The organism is Terrirhizobium terrae (assembly GCF_030323265.1).
Classification (GTDB): Bacteria; Pseudomonadota; Alphaproteobacteria; order Rhizobiales; family Rhizobiaceae; genus Neorhizobium.
Genome location: NZ_CP104992.1, coordinates 1,048,473 through 1,067,634 on the forward strand (window position 1 = coordinate 1,048,473; position 19,162 = coordinate 1,067,634).

Sequence of the window (19,162 nt, forward strand, 5' to 3'; positions counted from 1 at the left end):
CCTGCCCGAGCGTCTTACTTGCCGCCGAAGATCTTGGTGATCTCGCCGAGCGTTTCCTTGCGCTTGCCGTAGACGGCAGCGTTGTCGAACTTCAGCAGCTTGAGGTCGCCGATCAGCGGACGGTCGGCCGGGATGTCGGTGCGGGCCGGCATCAGCATCTGGGCGGCAACCATCTTCTGGCCTGCGTCGGACAGCATGTAGTCGATGAACTTCTTCGCCTCGTCCTGGTTTTTCGACCAATTGAGGATCATCGCCGGACGCGGCGCGATGACCGTGCCGGATGCCGGGAAGACAACCTCGACCGTTTCGCCCTTCTTGGCGGCGGCGAGCGTGATGTAGTCGACGGCACCGAAGACGGCAGCCTTGGCGCCCTGCAGCACCGGGTTCAGCGCTTCGGCATTGGCGCCGGCGATGATCGCGCCATTGGCCTGCAGGTCCTTGAACAGCTTGAAATCGTCCTGGCCGGCGAAAGCGGCGGTCAGTTCGAAGGACGAGCCGGACTGGGCCGGGTCCGGAATGTTGACCATGTCCTTGTATTCCGGCTTGGTCAGGTCAGCCCATTCGGACGGCTTCGGCGTGCCGCTCTTGGTGTTCCAGGCAATGCCGAGCGCCGAAATGCCCTGGGCGACGGCCGTGTCGGTCTTCAGGAAATCCGGAACCTTGGCAGCGTTCGGGCTGGTATAGGACACGAGCCAGCCGCGCTTGGCGAAGTCCGTCGCGGTATCCCAGGATGCCGAGATCAAAACGTCGACAACCGGGTTGGACGCCTCGGCTTCGATACGGGCCATGACCTTGCCGGTCGTCGCCTGGAAGACGTTGACCTTTATGCCGGTCTCCTTGGTGAAACCTTCCGACATCTTGTCGATCAGGCTCTGCGGGCCGGCGGTATAAACGGTGATGTCGGCATGGGCGACGCCGGCCAGAAGCGTGGCGGCAACAACGCCGAGGGTAAGGCTCTTCAGCGACTTAAACATATCCCAAAATCTCCTATTGGGGTGAGGGCAGAGAGTTTTCAAACCAGCGGACCTGGTTGGAATCGATGGCGAGCCCGACGCTTTCCCCGGGCGCAGCTTGATGCGGCTCAGGACCTGCAGCTCGACATGGTCGGTACCGACAAGCGAGACGGTGGCCAGATGCCCATCGCCGCGGAATTGCGAACGCAGCACGGTCGCCGCCAGACGGCCGGATTGAACGTCGCCGGGCGTGATCGCCGCGACAGGAATGAGCACGCGGGCGGAATCCGAAGCATCGGCCGCAGCCGGCATCAGCGCGATGTCGCTGCCTTTGAAAATCCAGCTCACCGCGACGCTCCAGCTCGGCAATGCCGCCGAGCCGCAGGAAGTCGGCGACTTCTGGCGTGGCAGGATTGGCGATCAGTGCATCCGGCGAGGCCAGCTGTTCCACGCGACCGGCGCGCATGACGGCGACCTGGTCGGCCAGCGTCAGCGCTTCCGAGTGATCATGAGTGACGTAGATCGCGGTGAGGCCGAGCGAGGCGATCAGTTCCGCCAGTTCGCCCACCATGTTTTCGCGCAGCTCGCGGTCGAGGTTGGAAAGCGGCTCGTCGAACAGGATGAGCTGCGGCTCGGCGACGATGGCGCGGGCGATCGCCACGCGCTGCTGCTGGCCACCGGAGAGATCGCTCGGGCGGCGATCGGCGAAGGCAGAAAGCCCGACGCGGTCCAGTGCCCGCATGGTCCGCGCCTGCCGATCGGCACGGCCGACGCCGCGCATTTCGAGAGGAAAGGCAACATTGCCGCCGACCGTCATATGCGGCCAGAGCGCATAGTCCTGAAAGACCATGCCGAGATTACGCTTCTCCGGCGGAGCGAAGGCACCGCTCGCGGCATCCGCAACGACCTTGCCCGCGATGGAGACTGAACCCTTGCTTGGTGCCAGCAGGCCCGCAACCAGACGCAGGAGCGTGGTCTTGCCGCAGCCGGATGGGCCGAGCAACGCCAAGGTCTTGCCGCGGCCAAGGGCGATGTCGATACCCTTCAGCACCGCCGTCTGCCCGTAATGCAGCTGGAGGTCAGCCGTCGAAACAGCGGCGGAGGTCGCGTTGGGCTCAGAAGTCATGAAAAACCGGCATCGGGAGGGCGATGCCGGTTGATTATTAAGCGTCGATGACAGTCATGTGACAGCCGCCCACTCAAGGTCGCCATACAGGGTGATAGAAACCCAGAGTAGAGCCAGACCTACAAATCGAGACCCCTGCTCAACTAGGCGTCGCCGCCAGCAAGTTCTGCGATCATGGAAAGGCCGCGCTTCTTCAGCATCGCCTCCGGATCGGGCAGCTTGCCACGGAAGGCTTTGTAGGTGACTTCCGGGTCGATGGAACCGCCGACCGAATAAACATTGTTCTTCAGCTTGCGCGCCGTCACCGGATCGAACACGTCGCCGACCTCCTCGAAGGCAGAGAAGGCATCCGCATCGAGCACTTCCGACCACATGTAGGAATAATAGCCGGCCGAATAGCCGTCGCCGGAGAAGACATGCTGGAAATGCGGGGTGGCGTGGCGCATCACGATCGAGGCAGGCATGTTCAGTTCCGCCAAGACCTCGGCTTGGACGGCCATCGGATCGTCGACAACCGCCTTCGTATGAAAGGCCATGTCGACCAGCGCCGAAGACGTATACTCGACGGTGGCGAAGCCGGCATTGAAGGTGCGCGCCGCCAAAACCTTGTCGAGCAGATCCTTCGGCATCGGCGCGCCGGTCTCGTAATGCACGGCGTATTTTTCAAGAATTTCCGGCACCGTCAGCCAGTGTTCGTAAAGCTGCGACGGCAGTTCGACGAAATCGCGCGAGACGCCGGTTCCCGAGACGGACGGGTAGGTGACATCTGACAGCATCCCATGCAGCGCATGCCCGAACTCATGGAACAGCGTGCGGGCGTCCTCGAGCGACAGCAGAGCCGGCTTGCCTTCGGCGGGCTTCGCGAAATTGCAGACATTGTAGATGATCGGCAATTCACCAACCGAACCGTTCTTCAGCGGCAGCTTGTGCTGCGACTGGAAGGAACTCATCCAGGCGCCCGAGCGCTTCGAGGAACGGGCGAAATAGTCGCCGAGGAACAGCGCCTTCAGCTTGCCCTCGCCGTCGTAGATCTCGAACACCCGGACATCCGGATGATAGACGGGCACTCCCTTGACCTCTTTCGCCTTGATGCCGAACAGCCGGCCTGCGACATCGAAGCAGGCGTCGATGACCTTTTCAAGCTGCAGATAGGGCTTCAGTTCCGATTCCGAGAAGGAGAAGGTGCGCTCCCGCAGCTTCTCGGCATAATGGCGCCAGTCCCACGGCATGACCGGATGGTTCTTGCCTTCCTCGGCAATAAGCCCGGCGAGGCTCGCCTCTTCCTCCAGCGCCTTGCTGCGTGCCTTGTCCCACACCTTGTTGAGAAGACTGTTCACGGATGCAGCGGTCTTGGCCATCGTGTCGTCGAGCTTCAGCGCCGCGTAATTGTCGTAACCGAGCAGCTTTGCCTTCTCTGCGCGAAGCCCGAGCGTCTCGCGCACGATGGCGATATTGTCCCGTTTACCGCCGTTCTCGCCGCGCGCCACCCAGGCCTTGAAGGCCTGTTCACGGAGATCTCGGCGCGCCGAGAAGGTGAGGAACGGATCGATGATCGAACGCGACAACGTCACCGCATAGCCGCCCTGCTCGCCGCGATCCTTGGCAGCCGACGCCATCGCGTCTCGCAGGAAGGTCGGCAACCCTTCAAGGTCCGCCTCTTCCGTCAACAGAAGCGACCAGTCCTTCTCGTCGCCGAGGACGTTCTGGCCGAACTGAGCGCCGAGGCCGGCGAGCTTCTCATTGATTTCCGCCAGCCGGTCCTGCTCGGCCTTTTCCAGCTTGGCGCCGGCCTTGACGAAGCCCTTCCAGTGGCGCTCAAGCACACGTTCCTGTTCGAGCGTTAGATCGAGTTCCTTGCGCTTGTCCCAGAGCGTGTCGATGCGGGCAAAAAGCGCCGCATTGGTGCCGATCTTGGAATAATGGCGCGACATCTTCGGCGCCATCACGCGTTCCAGAGCCTGGATCGTGTCGTTGGTATGGGCACCGGCCTTGCCCCAGAACAGCGAGGATACCCTGGACAATTCGTCGCCGGCGACTTCCAGCGCAACGACGGTATTGTCGAAAGTAGCAGGCTCCGGATTGCCGCTGATCGCATCGATCTCCGCCTCGTGGCTGGCAATCGCGGCGTCGAAGGCCTCCGCGAAATCCTCGTCCTTGACCAGATCGAATTTCGGAAGGCCGTGGTGACCATCCCATTCGACGAGAGCGCGATTGACGGGAGCCTGGGCCATGGAATCTTCCTTCTGCGAAAATGACTGGTGGTAAGCATAGGATAAGGTACGCCTGCATCAAGTGTGAGGCGGCACGCATCCCTGCAATAAGCCAACGGCAAAAATGATGGATATCGGCGATGTGTCCACCCCATCATTTCAATCCTAACCGTCTTGGGTCACGTAGACGTGCCGCAGCCGCGGCGCTTTTCCATTTGCGCTACAACTGAAAGATAGTAAGGCAGACTTATGACCAGTTTGGCCGAAGTATCGTCCGCTACGCCCCAGCGCGACCCGTTGGGCTTCCTCATCGTCGACGCTGCGCGACTGATGCGTGCGGCCTTCGAGCAGCGCATTGCCGAGGCCGGTCTGGGTCTTACCGCCGGTGAGGCGAGAGCACTGATCAATATCGCCGATCTCGAGGGCAATCGTCAGCTCGATATCGCGACCCGGATGGGCGTGGAGCCGATGACGCTCTGTGCCTATCTCGACAAGCTTCAGGCGCTTGGGCTGATAGAACGCCACAAGTGCTCCGCCGACCGGCGCGCCAAACGGATCATCCTGACGCCGGCATCGGACGACATGCTGCGCCGGATCCGGGCTGAATTCGAAACGATCGTCGCGCAGGCCACATCCGGCATGCCGGATACGGAAAGACGCAACCTCGCTGTCTCGCTCGCGAAACTGAACAAGAACCTTCAGGCCAGCCTGCCGCCCTCCTCCGGATCCAATGAAAGCCGCTGATCCCGCAGCCCCTGCCCCATTGATGAGTGAACGGCGCACGACGGTGCTCGGCGCCTTCCTGACGGCCATCGGCCCCGTCTCGATGGCCGTTTATACGCCGGCCATGCCCGAACTGGTGCGCGCCTTCGACACGACGGAAGCGGCCATCAAGCTGAGACTCTCGCTCTATTTCGGCGGCTTCGCGATCGCCCAGCTCCTTGCCGGCCCCGTTTCAGATGCCTTCGGCCGCCGCGCCGCTTCGATTGCCTTTCTCGCGATCTATGTCCTCGGCTCACTGATGGCCGCAATGGCCAGCACGGTCGACGTCATCCTGGCCGGACGGCTGATCCAGGGTATCGGCGCATCCGTCGGTGTCACCGTTGCGCGTGCCGCCGTCCGCGACCAGTTCACCGGCACCGAAGCATCGCGGATCATGAACATGATCGGCATCATCCTCGCCATTGGACCTGCACTCGGTCCGACCGTGGGTGGGCTGGCGCTTTCCGCCTTCGGCTGGCAATCGATCTTCCTGCTGATGATCGCATTCGGCGGCGGCCTGCTGCTGAGCTGCATTTTTCTACTCAAGGAAACCGCAATCCCGGATCGCTCGCGCCTCAAGCCGGCGACGCTCGTACGCACCTATGTCGGCCTTCTCGGCGACATGCGGTTTCTCCTTCCGGCTCTCATCCTCGGCGGCTCGGTCGGCGCTCTCTACGCCCAGGGCACGATGCTGCCTTTCGTGCTGATCGACGTCGTGGGTCTCACGCCGACCGAATACGGTATCGGCATGCTCGCGCAGACCGGCGCCTATCTCGCAGGCTCGATCACTCTGCGCATGACATCGAAGCATATGTCAGGCCCCAGGACCGTCTCGATCGGCATCGCATGCAGCGCTGTCGGCGGCACATTGATATTCCTGTCGGCTCACCTGATCGACCCGAGCTTCCTGTCAATCATGCTGCCGGTCGGCATCTGCACCTTCGGCATCGCCTTCCTGACACCGCACATCGTCACCGCCGGACTGGCGCCCTTTCCTAGGGTGGCGGGCTCGGCCTCGGCGCTGATGGGCTTCATCCAGATGGGCGGCGGATTTGCCGGCGGCCTTGCGGCTGCGGCTTTCGCGACGCCGCTCGCCTCCTTCGGCACGATCATACCACTGATGGAGTTCATTGCCGTTGGAAGCTATTTCGCCTTCCGGACCATCAGCCGCAGGCAATGAAAAAGCCCCGCGGCCGGATGGCAACGGGGCTTTAGTTTGGCAATAGCCGACAGCTAGCTTACTTGATCTGGTTGCGCTTTGCGAGAGTGCGCAGGCGAAGGGCATTGAGCTTGATGAAGCCTGCCGCATCCTTCTGGTCGTAGGCGCCCTGGTCGTCCTCGAAGGTGACGAGCTGGTCGGAGTAGAGCGACTTCGCGCTTTCGCGACCGGTGACCATGACATTGCCCTTGTAGAGCTTCAGCGTCACTTCGCCTTCGACATGCTCCTGGCTCTTGTCGATCAGGGCCTGCAGCATCTCGCGCTCCGGCGAGAACCAGAAGCCGTAATAGATGAGCTCGGCATATTTCGGCATCAGCTCATCCTTGAGGTGAGCAGCGCCCCGGTCGAGCGTGATCGATTCGATCGCACGGTGGGCGGCGAGCAGGATCGTGCCGCCGGGGGTCTCGTAGACGCCGCGCGACTTCATGCCGACGAAACGGTTCTCGACGAGGTCGAGACGGCCGATGCCGTTGTCGCGGCCATAATCGTTGAGGGTCTTGAGCAGCGTCGCAGGCGACATCTCGACGCCGTTGATCGAGACGGCATCACCCTTGCGGAAGCCGACCTTGATGACGGTCGCCTTGTCCGGAGCAGCTTCCGGCGAAATGGTGCGCATATGCACGTATTCCGGAGCCTCGATCGCCGGATCTTCCAGAACCTTGCCCTCGGACGAGGAGTGCAGCAGGTTGGCGTCAACGGAGAAAGGCGCTTCGCCCTTCTTGTCCTTGGCAACCGGGATCTGGTGCTGTTCGGCGAAGTTCAGGAGATCCGTACGGCTCTTGAACGACCAGTCGCGCCACGGAGCGATGACCTTGATGTCCGGGTTCAGCGCATAGGCCGACAGTTCGAAACGAACCTGGTCGTTGCCCTTGCCGGTCGCGCCATGGGCGATCGCGTCGGCGCCGGTCTTCTTGGCGATCTCGATGAGATGCTTGGAGATCAGCGGGCGGGCAATCGATGTGCCGAGCAGGTACACGCCTTCATAGACGGCATTGGCACGGAACATCGGGAAGACGAAATCGCGGACGAACTCTTCGCGGACGTCCTCGATATAGATCTCCTTGATGCCCAGCATCTCGGCCTTCTTGCGCGCCGGCTCGAGCTCTTCGCCCTGACCGAGATCGGCCGTGAAGGTCACGACTTCGGCGTTGAGTTCGGTCTGCAGCCATTTCAGGATGATCGAGGTGTCGAGACCGCCGGAATAGGCGAGAACGACCTTCTTTACGTCTTTCGGAAGTGCCATATCGATTTGCGTCCGTCTGTGGTGGTGACAGCCTGGTGAGGGCCGTCTGATCGGGAATGGCGGCACTTTTAGCGAGTTTGCGAAGGTGCGCAAGAAAAACCGGGTGATCCGGTATCAGAGATGGCGTCGCACGTTCATGCGCTGATGGAGGATGCGCACGATGACGATCCGGCTTACGGTTTCCCGATAGATGATGAAATGAGCTTTGCAAGACAGCACGAAGTAGTTCCGTCTTATCTCGTCGCCAATCTTTCGACCGTGTCGAGGCCCTTCGACCAAAGATCGGCAGGCGTCTCTGAGCTCAAAGGTATAAACCTCTGCATTCTCGAAACCCCAATGCTGTTCGGTATAGTCGTAAATATCGTCGATATCGGCCTCAGCCTTGGGCGAGAAGACAAGCGCCTTCATCGCTGCGCGCGCTGTACCCGTTTACGTTCGATAAAAGCATCAAAATCGAACGGTTGCGGCTCTCCTGATGCCTCGCCCTCATCGATCGCCGTGCGGATCGCCTCGATAGCTTCCTCTTCGCTTTCCTTGAGCAGCCTTAGCGCCTCCTCGACGACCTCGCTTTCGGACGCATAGCGCCCTTCGTCGACCTGCTTCCTAACGAACGCCGTCAGTTCCTCGTCCACCTTGATCGACTTGATCTCGCCCACCGGCTTGGCTCCGCTTCAATATCCCGTCATGTTGACGCAGTAGCCAGACATACCATATCCGCCCAACCTTTGAACCGTACCTTTTAATGGAAGCGCCCAAGAGGAGACCTCCCATGGCCGTTACTCATCCTGCTTTGAAGAAAGACAATGTTGCCGTCGTCACTGGTGCCGCCTCGGGCATCGGGCTTGCCGCGGCCAAGGAATTTGCCCGCATGGGCCTGTCCGTCGTGCTGGTCGATCTGGAGGGCGACAAGCTGGCCGAGGCCGCGCGCGACGTGGCGAGCCTTGCCGAAGGCGGCGAGCATGATGTCGCGGCGATCGGCACCGACGTCTCCAAGCCGGAAGAGTTGGCCGCGCTGGAGCGCGCGGTCGTCCAGCGCTTCGGCCGGGTCCATGTGCTGATGAACAATGCCGGCATCCAGCCCGGCAGCAGCATTTTTGGCCCGCAGGCCAACTGGGACAACGTACTCGCCGTCAATCTGATGGGCATCGTCAACGGCAGCCGCATTTTCGGCCCGGCGATGATCGCCCATGGCGAACCGGCGCTGATCATCAATACCGGCTCCAAACAGGGCATCACCACGCCGCCCGGCGACCCGGCCTATAATGTCTCGAAGTCCGGCGTGAAAACCTTCACCGAAGCGCTACAGCACGAATTGCGCAACACCGAGGGCTGCCAGGTATCGGCGCATCTGCTGATCCCCGGCTTCGTGTTCACGCCGCTTGCGGCCGGCGGCCGCACCGAAAAGCCGACAGGCGCCTGGACCTCGGAACAAACGGTCGAGTTCATGCTGCAAAGTCTTGAACGCGGTGACTTCTACATCCTCTGCCCCGACAACGATGTCGACCGCGCAACCGACGAGCGCCGCATGGCCTGGGCGATCGGCGACGTCATCGAAAACCGCCCACCGCTTTCGCGCTGGCACCCGGATTTTGCCGACGCATCAAAACAATTCATTGCAGGCAACTGATTCATTGATTTGGCAGGCGCTTGAAAGCCGGATAAACGACATCCTCGATCATCCGGCTTTCGAGTGTGACCATGGAATTCCTGCCGAGCCTGCCTGCCCTGCTTGCCTTCACCGCCGCTGGCCTTCTGCTGGCTATCACGCCGGGCCCGGACATGACGCTGTCGATCAGCCGGGCACTCGGTGAAGGTCGCCGTCCCGCACTCTATACGGTACTCGGCACCAGCCTCGGCGTCGTCTGCCACACGCTGCTGGTCGCCTTCGGCATCTCGGCGCTGATCACCGCCTCGCCGACCGCCTTCTTCATCCTGAAAACCGGTGGCGCCGCCTACCTTCTGTGGCTCGCCATCCAGGCGATCCGCTTCGGTTCCAGCCTGTCGGTCGAAAAGGTAGAGCGGCCGCAAAGCAGCGCGCTCGCAAATATTTCCGTCGGCTTCTGGGTGAACATCCTGAACCCGAAGGTCATCATCTTCTTCATGACCTTCCTGCCGCAGTTCGTCACTGCGACGGACCCGCATGTCACGGGCAAGCTGATCTTCTTCGGGATCTACTTCATCGTCATCGGCATGCCGGTAAACCTGATCGTCGTGCTCGCGGCCGATCGTCTCTCGAAATGGCTGCAGGCCAACCCGAAGGTCCTGCGCGGCATCGACTACACCTTCGCCGGTGTATTCTCCATCTTCGCAGCGAAGATCTTTTTCACCCAGGCAAAATAAGAAAAAGGCCGGATAAACCGGCCTTTTGATCAATCGTCTTCGCCGTGGCCCGCAATCATCATCGCCTCGAACGCCAGACGCTCGGTCTTGCGCATGCGCTCCGATTCCGACTTCAGCTGACCGCAGGCGGCAAGGATGTCGCGCCCGCGCGGCGTGCGGATCGGCGAGGCATAGCCCGCCTGGTTGATGAAATCGGCAAACTTCTCGATCGTCGCCCAGTCGGAGCACTGGTAGTTCGTGCCCGGCCAAGGGTTGAACGGGATGAGGTTGATCTTGGCGGGAATGCCCTTCAGGAGCTGGGTCAGCAGCTTGGCGTCCTCCAGGCTGTCGTTGACATCCTTCAGCATCACATATTCGAAAGTGATGCGACGTGCGTTCGACAGGCTCGGATAGGCGCGGCAGGCGTCCAGCAGTTCCTTCAGCGGATACTTCTTGTTGATCGGCACCAGCATGTCGCGCAACTCGTCGCGCACGGCATGCAGCGAGATCGCCAGCATGACGCCGATCTCTTCACCCGTGCGATAGATCTCCGGCACGACACCGGAAGTAGACAGAGTGACACGCCGCTTCGACAGCGACAGGCCATCACCGTCGGTCGCGATCAAGAGCGCGGTCTTGACGCTCTCGAAATTGTAGAGCGGCTCGCCCATGCCCATCATCACGATATTGGTGACCTTGCGCTCGCCGGTCGGCACGAAGGCGCCCGGAGGCGTATCGGCACCGGGGAAATCGCCCAGCCGATCACGGGCCAACAGGAGCTGCGCCAGGATTTCTTCCGGCGTCAGGTTGCGCACGAGCTTCTGCGTGCCGGTGTGACAGAAGGAGCAGGTAAGCGAACAGCCGACCTGGCTCGAAATGCAGAGCGTACCGCGACCTTCTTCCGGAATATAGACGGTCTCGACCTCGACCGGACGACCGGCGCCGCGCGGCGGGAAGCGCAGCAGCCACTTCCGCGTGCCGTCATTGGATATCTGCTCTTCGACGATTTCCGGACGGGCGATGGTGAAATGCGCCTTCAGCATTTCGCGCATGTCCTTCGCCACGTTCGTCATCGCGTCGAAATCGGACACGCCGCGAATATAGAGCCAGTGCCACAACTGGCTGACGCGCATGCGTACCTGCTTTTCCGGCACGCCCTTTTCCTTCAGAGCAGCCGCCATCATGTCGCGCGTCAGGCCGATCAGCGATGGCTTGGCGCTGAACAGATCCGGATTGGCAACCAGAGGCGCCTTGATGGCGGGTGCGAGAGCCGCGGAAACCGTCATGTCTTCTATCCTGTCCAACAGATGCCGTAGGACGCACGTCATCAAGGTGCATCGCCTGGCATAACTATCCGTGAATTCCTGTGGTTCACCAAAGCGCTATTTGCAAAAGCCGGCGCGGAACCAGTGTTGCGGCGCCTTTAGCATCAAATCGGAGCCACGTCACTATTGTTGCAGAGCAGGGCTGCAATGCGAAAAGGCCGGACGAGCCGGCCTTTTGCTGAATTCTGATGGCAGACTTGCTTACTTGCAGGATTCGATCTGCTTCAGCGCGGCGGAGATGCCGGCAAGCTGATAGGTGTAGGAAGTCTTGGTGCCGCGACCGGAAACCGCGCCGACGGTCATCGAGCTTCCGCCCTTCATGGCGGCCACGAGTGCCGGCTCTTCGGCCGCGTTCTCGACCCAGGCAGCCTTATCCTTGGTGAACATGGTGAAGTTCTTGCCGTCGATCGTTACCGTAACCTTGGAATTGGCCTGCAACGGATAACCGACCATGGCCTGCGGTTCGTAGGAAATGTTCTGGCCCGGGCGCTGCGACACGATGAAGAAGATGTCGCCGTGGTCGACATTTGCTGGTTCCTTGGTTGTCGGCACGGACAACACGTAGCAGACGGTGCTGTTGCCCTGCTTGTAGGAATAGGCACCCCAGGCCTTGAACTGCTGGATACGGGTCGGCGTCTGGGCCGAGGCGAGGCCTGCGCTTACGAATGTAAGAGCGAGTGCGAGTGCGACTGTGCGTGCGAACATGGGGTTCCTGCCGGGTCTGTTATACGTAGCGTCTCAGCCGAAGAACTGTTTGAGACGGGCCATGATTAGGTTCATTTTGACTTAATTCTGGTTACCAATCCGTCAACGCCGAAATCATCTGCGCTTTACTTTGCAGATCATTCCATGAGCCTCGGCTCGAAGGTGAGATTGCCCCTTGCGGCATGAGCGGGAACTCGGTGGGTTGTCATGTCAATGACATAAGGAATTGGGCAAGAGTTTGTCCTCTTCCAAACTCCGGCAATGACATTAGTATGGCCGCACATGATGCGAATCTCAGTCAGAAAAATTGCGTAGTCTGGATGCAGGGTGAAGACAGGGACGATTTTGCGCGCCTGGCGAAAGCAGTGGCCGAGCAGCGCGATCAAGCAGCCTTCGGCCTGCTCTTCGACCATTTTGGCCCGCGCCTGAAATCCTGGCTGGTTCATCAGTCGGTTGCCGTTGATGAAGCGGAGGAACTGGTCCAGGAAGTGATGACCATCCTCTGGCACCGCGCATCGCTCTACGACCCGCAGAAATCCTCACTATCGACGTGGCTTTTCCGTATCGCCCGCAACCGAAGACTCGACGCCCAGCGGCGCGCGCGGCAAGCAGGCTCTTGGCGAAACCGAATGGCTCTTGCTGGAGATGGAGGCTACGGATTCGCTGCTGGAGGGCGAAGAGCGCGATGCCCGCGTTCGCCGCGCCCTGAGCCAGATCCCCGGCGAGCAGATGAAGCTCGTGCAGGCTGCCTTCTTTCTTGGCCAGTCCCATTCGGAGATCGCCGCGGCGACAGGCTTGCCGCTCGGCACGGTCAAGTCGCGTATCCGGCTGGCCTTCCAGCATCTGCGCAAGGCACTCGAAGACCCTTCGCCCGGCTAGAGCCTCTTCAAACCTTCTTGCCTGCCGCAGGAGTTTCGATATCGGGATTGTCGGCAAGGACCTGATCAGCCGCATCGTAGTGACGATCGGCGATGTGCCCCTGTATCATCTTGAGCGCTGCGGCGATGACAGCCATATCGTCGGTAAAGCCGACGCCGACCAGAACGTCCGGCAGAAAATCGAACGGCAGAATGAAATAGGCGAGCGCCGCCAGAAGAATGCCGCGCACGCGCATCGGTGTTTTGGGATCAACGGCACAATAATAAGATGCGACGAGATCCCGGCTGAACGGGACGTAACGCGCAGCACGCTTCAGCGTCGGCCAGAATTTGGCACGCACCTGCTTTTCGCGGCGGCTCTGCGTATCCTCGTCACCGGGAAGAAGAATTTCACCGATTTTCACGTCGTCCATGGAAGCTCCGTCGAGTTACCCATCATCCATATGGGACCGGCCAGGCGGGAATTCAAAGGCGTTGGTTTCACGAGCGGCGAGCCGCCGCCTTGTCCATCGCCGCCGCAAGCTTGAAGTCGCGATCGGTCAGCTGCTTCTTCGCATGCGTCGTCAGGCTAACATCGACGCGCGAATAACTGTTGCTCCAGTCAGGATGATGGTTGAGTTTTTCCGCAACGATCGCCGCTTCGGTCATGAAATCGAAAGCCTCGATGAAGTTGTCGAATTTGAAGCTTTTCGAGATGGACAGCCCGTCGGCGCTGAGATGCCAACTGTCAAGACTGACCAATTCCCGCGATACTGCCTCGGCATCCAGCAATTCATAAGCCATGAGGATAGACCTCAGAAATACTGCTTCGCCGGCTCCATCTCGCCATATTCGTAAGCCGAATGAACCTCGGACAGGGAGAAAATCTCCTCAGTCAGATACGGCCCGCCGCCGACCGATTCCTTCGATGACATCAATACGAAGCGCGAGACGGTGAAGGGAGCAGTGTAGAAATTGCCGCGACCCGAAAGATAGTGAACCACGTCATCAAGGCGGCAGTTCTTCAGCCGTGCGAGCGTAACATGCGGCATGAATTTACGCGGATCCGGCGGCAGACCGATGCGCTGCTGGCAAATCCGCTCAATCTCACCCTGAAGCGCCATAAGCTCAGGCGAAACGGATACTCCAGCCCAGACTGAATGCGGCTTTTTCGATCCGAATGAACCGATCCCGGTCAGTTGCGTCTGGAATTCGGGCCGGTCGATACGATCTAGCCGGTCAACGATCTCGTCGGCGGTGCGGTTGTCGACGTCACCAATGAAGCGCAGAGTAATGTGATAGTTTTCAACGTCTATCCATCGCGCGCCTGGTATACCTCCCCGCAGGAGAGACAGTGACATGGCAACATTGCGCGGAACTTCGAGGGCGGTGAAAAGTCTCGGCATACGCAGAACCTCCTCGAATCTCTTGCAGATACTAACAGCGAATCATGCAATGCCGTTCCGCGCAAGCGGTTATTTATTTGCCGAACTAATGTCCCCTAGAAATGCTTCCACAAGCGGAAGCGAACGTTCGACCATAACGGCCACACCTTTCGCATTAGGATGCATGCCGTCTTCGAGCTGCATGCCGTTGACCGTCGCCACGCCGTCGAGGAAGAACGGATAAAGCGGCGCGGAATATTTTTCCGAAAGCCGTTTGTAGATCGGGTTGAACTTTTCGGCGTAATCGCCTCCCATATTGGGTGGCGCAAGAATGCCGATGAGCAACACCGGGATCTTCCTCTCCTTCAACCTGGAAAGCATCAGATCGAGGTTTTTTCCGATTGCTCGGGCGCGATGCCCCGTAGCGCATCGTTTGCGCCGAGTTCGAGAATGACACCGTCAGTGCCGTCCGGCACCGACCAGTCGATGCGCGACAGGCCGCCCGAGGTTGTATCGCCGGAAACCCCGGCATTGGTGATCGTGACGTTCTGCCCTTTCGCTTTCAGCGCCGCTTCCAGTTGGGCCGTGTAGGATTCATTGGGTGCGAGCTGGTAACCCGCCATCAGACTATCGCCGAAACCAACCAGATTGACCGCTCGCTCCTGGGCACCTGCAGGAGAAAATCCAAGACAAACGACCACCATGACGGCGAAGTGAAGAAGGCTTGCTTTAAAACTCACACGACGTCTCCTAGATTTTCTGCCGAGGCCGGGCGAAAATGCTCGGCATATCCTTTGATATAGGGCCGTTCATTTTGACTAAAACCGTTATCGACCTCAAAAATGCCGACCTTACTCTAGGAAGCGCCGCGGCCTCCGTCCATGTCCTGAAGGGCATCGATCTGTCGATCGAGGCCGGCGAAGCGGTCGGCATCATCGGTCCGTCGGGCTCCGGCAAGTCGACCTTGCTGATGGTCTTGGCGGGACTGGAACGGCTCGACAGCGGCGAGATCGTCATCGATGGCGCTCCCCTTCATACCTTCTCCGAGGACAAGCTGGCAGAGTTCCGCGGCCGCAATATCGGCATCGTCTTCCAGTCCTTCCACCTGATCGCAAATATGACGGCGCTGGAAAACGTCGCCGTGCCGCTGGAACTTGCCGGCGCGAAGGACGCATTCGATATCGCAAAAGGCGAACTGACGGCCGTCGGCCTTGGCGAGCGGCTGAACCACTATCCGGGCCAACTCTCAGGCGGCGAACAGCAGCGTGTCGCGATCGCCCGCGCGCTCGCCCCTTCGCCTGCCCTGCTGATCGCAGACGAGCCGACCGGAAACCTCGACACCGAGACCGGGCGCCAGATTGCCGACCTTCTGTTCAGCAAACAGGCCGAACGCGGCATGACGCTGCTTCTCGTCACCCATGACAACAGTCTCGCCGCCCGCTGCACCCGCCAGATCCGTGTGCGGTCCGGCGAGATAGTGGAAGACAGCGCCGATCGCAACACCAGCCGGGCGGTCTCTGCATGAGCCCGGCCATGGCGCGGCTCTCGATAGCCTTTCGCCTAGCGCTTCGCGAAATGCGCGGCGGCCTCGGCGGCTTCTACATCTTCCTCGCCTGCATAGCGCTCGGAACCGGCGCGATCGCCACCGTCAATTCCGTATCGACGGCCATCACCGGCGCCATTTCGAGCCAGGGCCAGTCGCTGCTTGCCGGCGATCTGCGCTTTGAACTCAACAATCGCGAGGCAAGCGAACCGGAAGCGGCCTTCCTGAACAGCCTCGGCGAGGTCAGCGTCTCGACCGGCCTGCGTTCCATGGTCCGCAAGGCGGACGGCTCCGGCCAGACGCTTGTCGAGGTCAAGGGCGTCGATGGCGCCTATCCGCTCTATGGCGCGGTCGAAACGCAGCCGCAGCAACCGGTGTTCGATCTCCTCAAGCAGGAAAACGACGCCTATGGTGCGCTCGCCGCTCCCCTGCTGATGGACCGCCTCGGGCTTTCGCCGGGCGACGAGCTCCTTCTCGGCAACACGCGCATTGTCGTCCACGGCACGATCACCAACGAGCCCGACGCACTGTCCGACGGCTTCGGCTTTGCACCGCGGCTGATGGTAAGCCGCGACGCGCTTGCGGCATCCGGCCTGATCACGGTCGGCAGCCTTGTCGAGCATTCCTACAAGATCCGCCTTGCCGAGCCTTCGACACGTGGAGCGATCGTCACGCGCGCCAACAAGGAATTCCCCGACGCCGGCTGGTCGGTCCGTACCAGCGACCGCGCAGCACCGGCCCTGGCCGAAAATGTCGACCGCTTCTCACAATTCCTCACTCTCGTCGGCCTCACCGCTCTCATCGTCGGCGGCGTCGGCATCGCCAATGCGGTGCGCGCCTTCCTCGATGCCAAGCGCACCACGATTGCGACCTTCAAATGTTTGGGCGCCCCGGCCTCGGTCGTGACCATGATCTACCTTATCCAGATCATGCTCCTCGCTGCGATCGGCATCCTGATCGGCCTAGTCATCGGCGCCGTCTCGCCCTTCATTGCGTTCCATTACCTGCAGGGCGTGCTGCCCGTGCCCGCAAGCGGCACCCTCTATCCTTCTGCCCTCGCGATCGCCGCAGCCTTCGGCATCATCGTCACCTTCGCTTTCGCAATCCTGCCGCTCGGCCATGCGCGCGAAGTGCCCGCGACCGCGCTCTTCCGCGAACAAGGCTTTGAAGCGCGACGCCTGCCGTCCTGGCCTTATCTTCTTGCCGCGAGCATCGCACTTGCCGCACTCGCAGCACTCGCCATCCTCTGGGCCGATGACCGTCGCATCGCCTCGCTCTTCCTCATTTCCGTCGCCTGCGCGTTCCTGCTTCTGCGTGTCGTCGCAGCCGGCATTACCGCCCTTGCCCGCAGGAGCCCGCGCGTCAATTCACCGGCGCTGCGGCTTGCGATCGGCAACATTCACCGCCCGGGCGCGCTGACCCCGTCCGTCGTGCTGTCGCTCGGCCTCGGCCTGGCACTGCTGGTGACGCTGGCACTGATCGACGGAAATTTGCGCAACCAGCTGAACGGACGCATTTCCGCGCAGGCGCCGAACTTCTTCTTCGTCGACATCCAGAGCGCAGAAGTGGAAGGCTTCCGCCAGCTTCTGAAACAGCAGGCGCCCGAGGCCAAGGTCTTCGAGGTGCCGATGATGCGCGGCCGCATCGTCGCCTTCAACGGCCAGGACGTGAGCCAGATGAACGTACCGCCGGAAGGCCGCTGGGTTCTGCGCGGCGACCGCGGCACCACCTATGCCCGGAACCTGCCGGAAGGCTCGGCCCTCACAGCGGGCGAATGGTGGCCTGCGGACTATGAGGGCGAGCCGCTCGTTTCCTTCTCCGCCGAAGAAGCAGGTGAGCTCGGCCTGAAGCTCGGCGACACGGTGACGGTTAACGTGCTCGGCCGCAACGTCACAGCCAAGATCGCGAGCTTTCGCGATGTTCAGTGGGAATCCCTGTCGATAAATTTCGTCATGATCTTCTCGCCCAACACGTTCCGCGGCGCGCCGCATGCCTGGCTTGCGACCCTGACCGATCCTTCGGCTTCGGCCGCGAAGGAAGCGGAAATCCTGCGCACGGTCACAGATACCTATCCGACCATCACCAGCGTGCGTGTGAAGGACGCGATCGACATCGTCGACCAGCTGATCGGCCAGTTGGCAACCGCGATCCGTGCCGCCGCCGCCGTAGCGCTCGTTGCTTCAGTTCTCGTTCTCGCCGGTGCGCTTGCGGCCGGAAACCGGGCGCGCACCCATGATGCGGTCGTCTTGAAGACGCTTGGCGGAACGCGCGCGATGTTGATGCGCGCCTTCAGCTACGAATATGTCATCCTGGGCGCCGCAACCGCGATCTTCGCCCTCCTGGCCGGTGGTGTCGCGGCATGGTTCGTCGTTGCCCGCATCATGCGCATGCAGTCGGCCTTCCTGCCGGATGTTGCGGTGACGACGATCATCTTGTCACTCGTCTTGACGGTAGGCATAGGTCTGATTGGGACCTGGCGAGTTCTTGGCCAAAAAGCTGCGCCAGTCCTGCGGGAACTTTAATCGCGCATTAGTTGCATCATTGGCCGCATCGCCAATCAAATTCGCGTCAGAATGTCCTATAGGTTGCTAAATCACGCCGATGATTGATGTTTTTCCCGCACGACGCCCCTTGTATGTAAGGCGATCTCGCATCATATTCTGCGATAGGCTTGCTGGAGCTCCGCAGCGGCGCCTGGGTCAGAATTATGGGGGCCCGACACCGTGACTAATTCCGGAGCTTAAAGAGGAAACAATGGCTGACTTCAACAACTACCAGAACCGAATGGCGCAGTCCCGCGCTCAGTCGGGCGCGATGATCGATGAGGGCCTTCGCTCTTACATGCTTCGGGTTTACAACCTGATGGCTCTCGGTCTTGCGATCACCGGTGTTGCTGCATACGGCACCTACGCTTTCGCAGTCTCCAACCCGGCTGTAGCGCAGGCGCTTTACGGCGGTCCGCTCAAGTGGGTTATCATGCTGGCTCCGCTGGCTATGGTCTTCTTCCTGAGCTTCCGCATCAACTCGATGAGCGTTCCGGCTGCGCAGATGACCTTCTGGGTCTATGCCGCACTGATGGGTCTCTCGCTGTCCTCGATCTTCCTGGTCTTCACCGGTGAGAGCATTGTCCAGACGTTCTTCGTCACCGCGGCCTCGTTCGGCGCACTGTCGCTCTACGGCTACACGACGAAGAAGGACCTGTCGGGTCTCGGCTCGTTCCTGATCATGGGTCTGTTCGGCCTGATCATCGCGTCGATCGTCAACATCTTCCTGCAGTCGTCCGCGATGGGCTTCGCCATCTCCGCGATCGGCGTGCTGATCTTCGCCGGCCTCACCGCCTACGACACGCAGAAGATCAAGGAAATGTACTGGGAAGGCAACGACGCCACCGCGACCGGCCGCATGGCTATCATGGGTGCGCTGACCCTGTATCTCGACTTCATCAACCTCTTCACCTTCCTGCTGCAGTTCATGGGCAACCGCGACGAATAAGCAGCTCGGAAACGAGACCAGAG

Annotated in this window: 18 protein-coding genes and 2 pseudogenes; 8 read left to right on the forward strand and 12 right to left on the reverse strand. The window is 60.8% G+C overall.

All coding sequences use genetic code 11. The annotated features are described in order from the left end of the window. Positions 1 to 14: 14 nt before the first annotated feature. The 3 genes from N7E02_RS13155 to N7E02_RS13165 all read right to left on the reverse strand — a co-directional run bounded on the left by N7E02_RS13155 (position 15) and on the right by N7E02_RS13165 (position 4,310). On the reverse strand, positions 15 to 974 hold the full coding sequence (locus tag N7E02_RS13155) for an ABC transporter substrate-binding protein (protein ID WP_286582399.1): 960 nt from the start codon (positions 972 to 974) through the stop codon (positions 15 to 17). 13 nt (positions 975 to 987) lie between these two features. Continuing rightward, on the reverse strand, positions 988 to 2,079 hold the full coding sequence (locus N7E02_RS13160; RefSeq protein ID WP_374730691.1) for an ABC transporter ATP-binding protein: 1,092 nt from the start codon (positions 2,077 to 2,079) through the stop codon (positions 988 to 990). 143 nt (positions 2,080 to 2,222) lie between these two features. Then, on the reverse strand, positions 2,223 to 4,310 hold the full coding sequence (locus tag N7E02_RS13165; RefSeq protein WP_286582400.1) for a M3 family metallopeptidase: 2,088 nt from the start codon (positions 4,308 to 4,310) through the stop codon (positions 2,223 to 2,225). A gap of 228 nt (positions 4,311 to 4,538) precedes the next feature. Between N7E02_RS13165 and N7E02_RS13170 the strand changes: the two genes are divergently transcribed. Both N7E02_RS13170 and N7E02_RS13175 read left to right on the forward strand, forming a co-directional pair. After that, entirely contained in the window at positions 4,539 to 5,033 is a 495-nt protein-coding gene (locus N7E02_RS13170; protein ID WP_286582401.1) for a MarR family winged helix-turn-helix transcriptional regulator, read from the forward strand. A 22-nt stretch (positions 5,034 to 5,055) separates the two neighbouring features. Continuing rightward, the gene (locus N7E02_RS13175) at positions 5,056 to 6,231 is read left to right on the forward strand and encodes a multidrug effflux MFS transporter (protein WP_286583806.1); all 1,176 of its coding nucleotides are present in this window, start codon (positions 5,056 to 5,058) and stop codon (positions 6,229 to 6,231) included. Positions 6,232 to 6,289: 58 nt separating this feature from the next. Here the strand turns inward: N7E02_RS13175 and N7E02_RS13180 are convergent, their stop codons facing one another. From N7E02_RS13180 to N7E02_RS13190, 3 genes are all read right to left on the reverse strand, one after another. Beyond that, complete coding sequence (locus tag N7E02_RS13180) at positions 6,290 to 7,513, reverse strand: argininosuccinate synthase (RefSeq protein WP_286582402.1); 1,224 nt, start codon at positions 7,511 to 7,513, stop codon at positions 6,290 to 6,292. A gap of 114 nt (positions 7,514 to 7,627) precedes the next feature. Continuing rightward, a complete protein-coding gene (locus tag N7E02_RS13185) occupies positions 7,628 to 7,921 on the reverse strand; it encodes a type II toxin-antitoxin system RelE/ParE family toxin (RefSeq protein ID WP_286582403.1) in 294 nt (97 codons plus the stop codon). After that, positions 7,918 to 8,169 (reverse strand): type II toxin-antitoxin system ParD family antitoxin, encoded by a 252-nt coding sequence (locus N7E02_RS13190; protein WP_286582405.1) that lies wholly within the window; start codon positions 8,167 to 8,169, stop codon positions 7,918 to 7,920. Before N7E02_RS13190 ends, N7E02_RS13185 begins: the two co-directional genes overlap by 4 nt. Positions 8,170 to 8,282: 113 nt before the next feature. Between N7E02_RS13190 and N7E02_RS13195 the strand changes: the two genes are divergently transcribed. After that, the gene (locus N7E02_RS13195) at positions 8,283 to 9,140 is read left to right on the forward strand and encodes an SDR family NAD(P)-dependent oxidoreductase (protein WP_286582407.1); all 858 of its coding nucleotides are present in this window, start codon (positions 8,283 to 8,285) and stop codon (positions 9,138 to 9,140) included. Between the two features lie 71 nt (positions 9,141 to 9,211). Beyond that, positions 9,212 to 9,853 (forward strand): LysE family translocator, encoded by a 642-nt coding sequence (locus N7E02_RS13200; protein WP_286582408.1) that lies wholly within the window; start codon positions 9,212 to 9,214, stop codon positions 9,851 to 9,853. A 29-nt stretch (positions 9,854 to 9,882) separates the two neighbouring features. Here the strand turns inward: N7E02_RS13200 and rlmN are convergent, their stop codons facing one another. After that, positions 9,883 to 11,118, reverse strand: coding sequence for a dual-specificity RNA methyltransferase RlmN (rlmN, locus tag N7E02_RS13205; RefSeq protein ID WP_286582409.1), 1,236 nt, complete (start codon positions 11,116 to 11,118; stop codon positions 9,883 to 9,885). A 240-nt stretch (positions 11,119 to 11,358) separates the two neighbouring features. Continuing rightward, entirely contained in the window at positions 11,359 to 11,862 is a 504-nt protein-coding gene (locus N7E02_RS13210) for an invasion associated locus B family protein (protein ID WP_286582410.1), read from the reverse strand. Positions 11,863 to 12,182: 320 nt separating this feature from the next. Here N7E02_RS13210 and N7E02_RS13215 point away from each other — a divergent pair. Beyond that, a pseudogene (locus N7E02_RS13215) lies at positions 12,183 to 12,741 on the forward strand (sigma-70 family RNA polymerase sigma factor). Between the two features lie 7 nt (positions 12,742 to 12,748). On the opposite strand, the gene N7E02_RS13220 reads toward N7E02_RS13215, so the two are convergent. The 4 genes and pseudogenes from N7E02_RS13220 to N7E02_RS13235 form a co-directional block, all read right to left on the reverse strand. Beyond that, positions 12,749 to 13,153 carry a YkvA family protein gene (locus N7E02_RS13220; RefSeq protein WP_286582412.1) on the reverse strand — a complete coding sequence of 135 codons (405 nt, stop codon included), beginning with the start codon at positions 13,151 to 13,153 and terminating at the stop codon, positions 12,749 to 12,751. 67 nt (positions 13,154 to 13,220) lie between these two features. After that, positions 13,221 to 13,523 carry a 4a-hydroxytetrahydrobiopterin dehydratase gene (locus N7E02_RS13225; protein ID WP_286582413.1) on the reverse strand — a complete coding sequence of 101 codons (303 nt, stop codon included), beginning with the start codon at positions 13,521 to 13,523 and terminating at the stop codon, positions 13,221 to 13,223. A gap of 11 nt (positions 13,524 to 13,534) precedes the next feature. Continuing rightward, the gene (thpR, locus tag N7E02_RS13230) at positions 13,535 to 14,125 is read right to left on the reverse strand and encodes an RNA 2',3'-cyclic phosphodiesterase (protein ID WP_286582414.1); all 591 of its coding nucleotides are present in this window, start codon (positions 14,123 to 14,125) and stop codon (positions 13,535 to 13,537) included. Positions 14,126 to 14,194: 69 nt separating this feature from the next. After that, positions 14,195 to 14,844, reverse strand: a pseudogene (locus N7E02_RS13235) (arylesterase). Between the two features lie 74 nt (positions 14,845 to 14,918). Here N7E02_RS13235 and N7E02_RS13240 point away from each other — a divergent pair. From N7E02_RS13240 to N7E02_RS13250, 3 genes are all read left to right on the forward strand, one after another. Further along, positions 14,919 to 15,629, forward strand: coding sequence for an ABC transporter ATP-binding protein (locus N7E02_RS13240; RefSeq protein ID WP_286582415.1), 711 nt, complete (start codon positions 14,919 to 14,921; stop codon positions 15,627 to 15,629). Further along, the gene (locus N7E02_RS13245; RefSeq protein WP_286582416.1) at positions 15,626 to 18,169 is read left to right on the forward strand and encodes an ABC transporter permease; all 2,544 of its coding nucleotides are present in this window, start codon (positions 15,626 to 15,628) and stop codon (positions 18,167 to 18,169) included. The genes N7E02_RS13240 and N7E02_RS13245 overlap by 4 nt, the downstream gene beginning before the upstream one ends. Before the next feature lie 232 nt (positions 18,170 to 18,401). After that, positions 18,402 to 19,139 (forward strand): Bax inhibitor-1/YccA family protein, encoded by a 738-nt coding sequence (locus N7E02_RS13250; protein ID WP_286582417.1) that lies wholly within the window; start codon positions 18,402 to 18,404, stop codon positions 19,137 to 19,139. Positions 19,140 to 19,162 lie beyond the last annotated feature (23 nt).

What these genes read in the sequence shown, in the direction of transcription:
- N7E02_RS13155 (WP_286582399.1), bottom strand. Translation starts at nt 974, where the DNA reads ATGTTTAAGTCGCTGAAGAGCCTTACCCTCGGCGTTGTTGCCGCCACG.
- N7E02_RS13160 (WP_374730691.1), bottom strand. Translation starts at nt 2,079, where the DNA reads ATGACTTCTGAGCCCAACGCGACCTCCGCCGCTGTTTCGACGGCTGAC.
- N7E02_RS13165 (WP_286582400.1), bottom strand. Translation starts at nt 4,310, where the DNA reads ATGGCCCAGGCTCCCGTCAATCGCGCTCTCGTCGAATGGGATGGTCAC.
- N7E02_RS13170 (WP_286582401.1), top strand. Translation starts at nt 4,539, where the DNA reads ATGACCAGTTTGGCCGAAGTATCGTCCGCTACGCCCCAGCGCGACCCG.
- N7E02_RS13175 (WP_286583806.1), top strand. Translation starts at nt 5,056, where the DNA reads ATGAGTGAACGGCGCACGACGGTGCTCGGCGCCTTCCTGACGGCCATC.
- N7E02_RS13180 (WP_286582402.1), bottom strand. Translation starts at nt 7,513, where the DNA reads ATGGCACTTCCGAAAGACGTAAAGAAGGTCGTTCTCGCCTATTCCGGC.
- N7E02_RS13185 (WP_286582403.1), bottom strand. Translation starts at nt 7,921, where the DNA reads ATGAAGGCGCTTGTCTTCTCGCCCAAGGCTGAGGCCGATATCGACGAT.
- N7E02_RS13195 (WP_286582407.1), top strand. Translation starts at nt 8,283, where the DNA reads ATGGCCGTTACTCATCCTGCTTTGAAGAAAGACAATGTTGCCGTCGTC.
- N7E02_RS13200 (WP_286582408.1), top strand. Translation starts at nt 9,212, where the DNA reads ATGGAATTCCTGCCGAGCCTGCCTGCCCTGCTTGCCTTCACCGCCGCT.
- rlmN (WP_286582409.1), bottom strand. Translation starts at nt 11,118, where the DNA reads ATGACGGTTTCCGCGGCTCTCGCACCCGCCATCAAGGCGCCTCTGGTT.
- N7E02_RS13210 (WP_286582410.1), bottom strand. Translation starts at nt 11,862, where the DNA reads ATGTTCGCACGCACAGTCGCACTCGCACTCGCTCTTACATTCGTAAGC.
- N7E02_RS13220 (WP_286582412.1), bottom strand. Translation starts at nt 13,153, where the DNA reads ATGGACGACGTGAAAATCGGTGAAATTCTTCTTCCCGGTGACGAGGAT.
- N7E02_RS13225 (WP_286582413.1), bottom strand. Translation starts at nt 13,523, where the DNA reads ATGGCTTATGAATTGCTGGATGCCGAGGCAGTATCGCGGGAATTGGTC.
- thpR (WP_286582414.1), bottom strand. Translation starts at nt 14,125, where the DNA reads ATGCCGAGACTTTTCACCGCCCTCGAAGTTCCGCGCAATGTTGCCATG.
- N7E02_RS13245 (WP_286582416.1), top strand. Translation starts at nt 15,626, where the DNA reads ATGAGCCCGGCCATGGCGCGGCTCTCGATAGCCTTTCGCCTAGCGCTT.
- N7E02_RS13250 (WP_286582417.1), top strand. Translation starts at nt 18,402, where the DNA reads ATGGCTGACTTCAACAACTACCAGAACCGAATGGCGCAGTCCCGCGCT.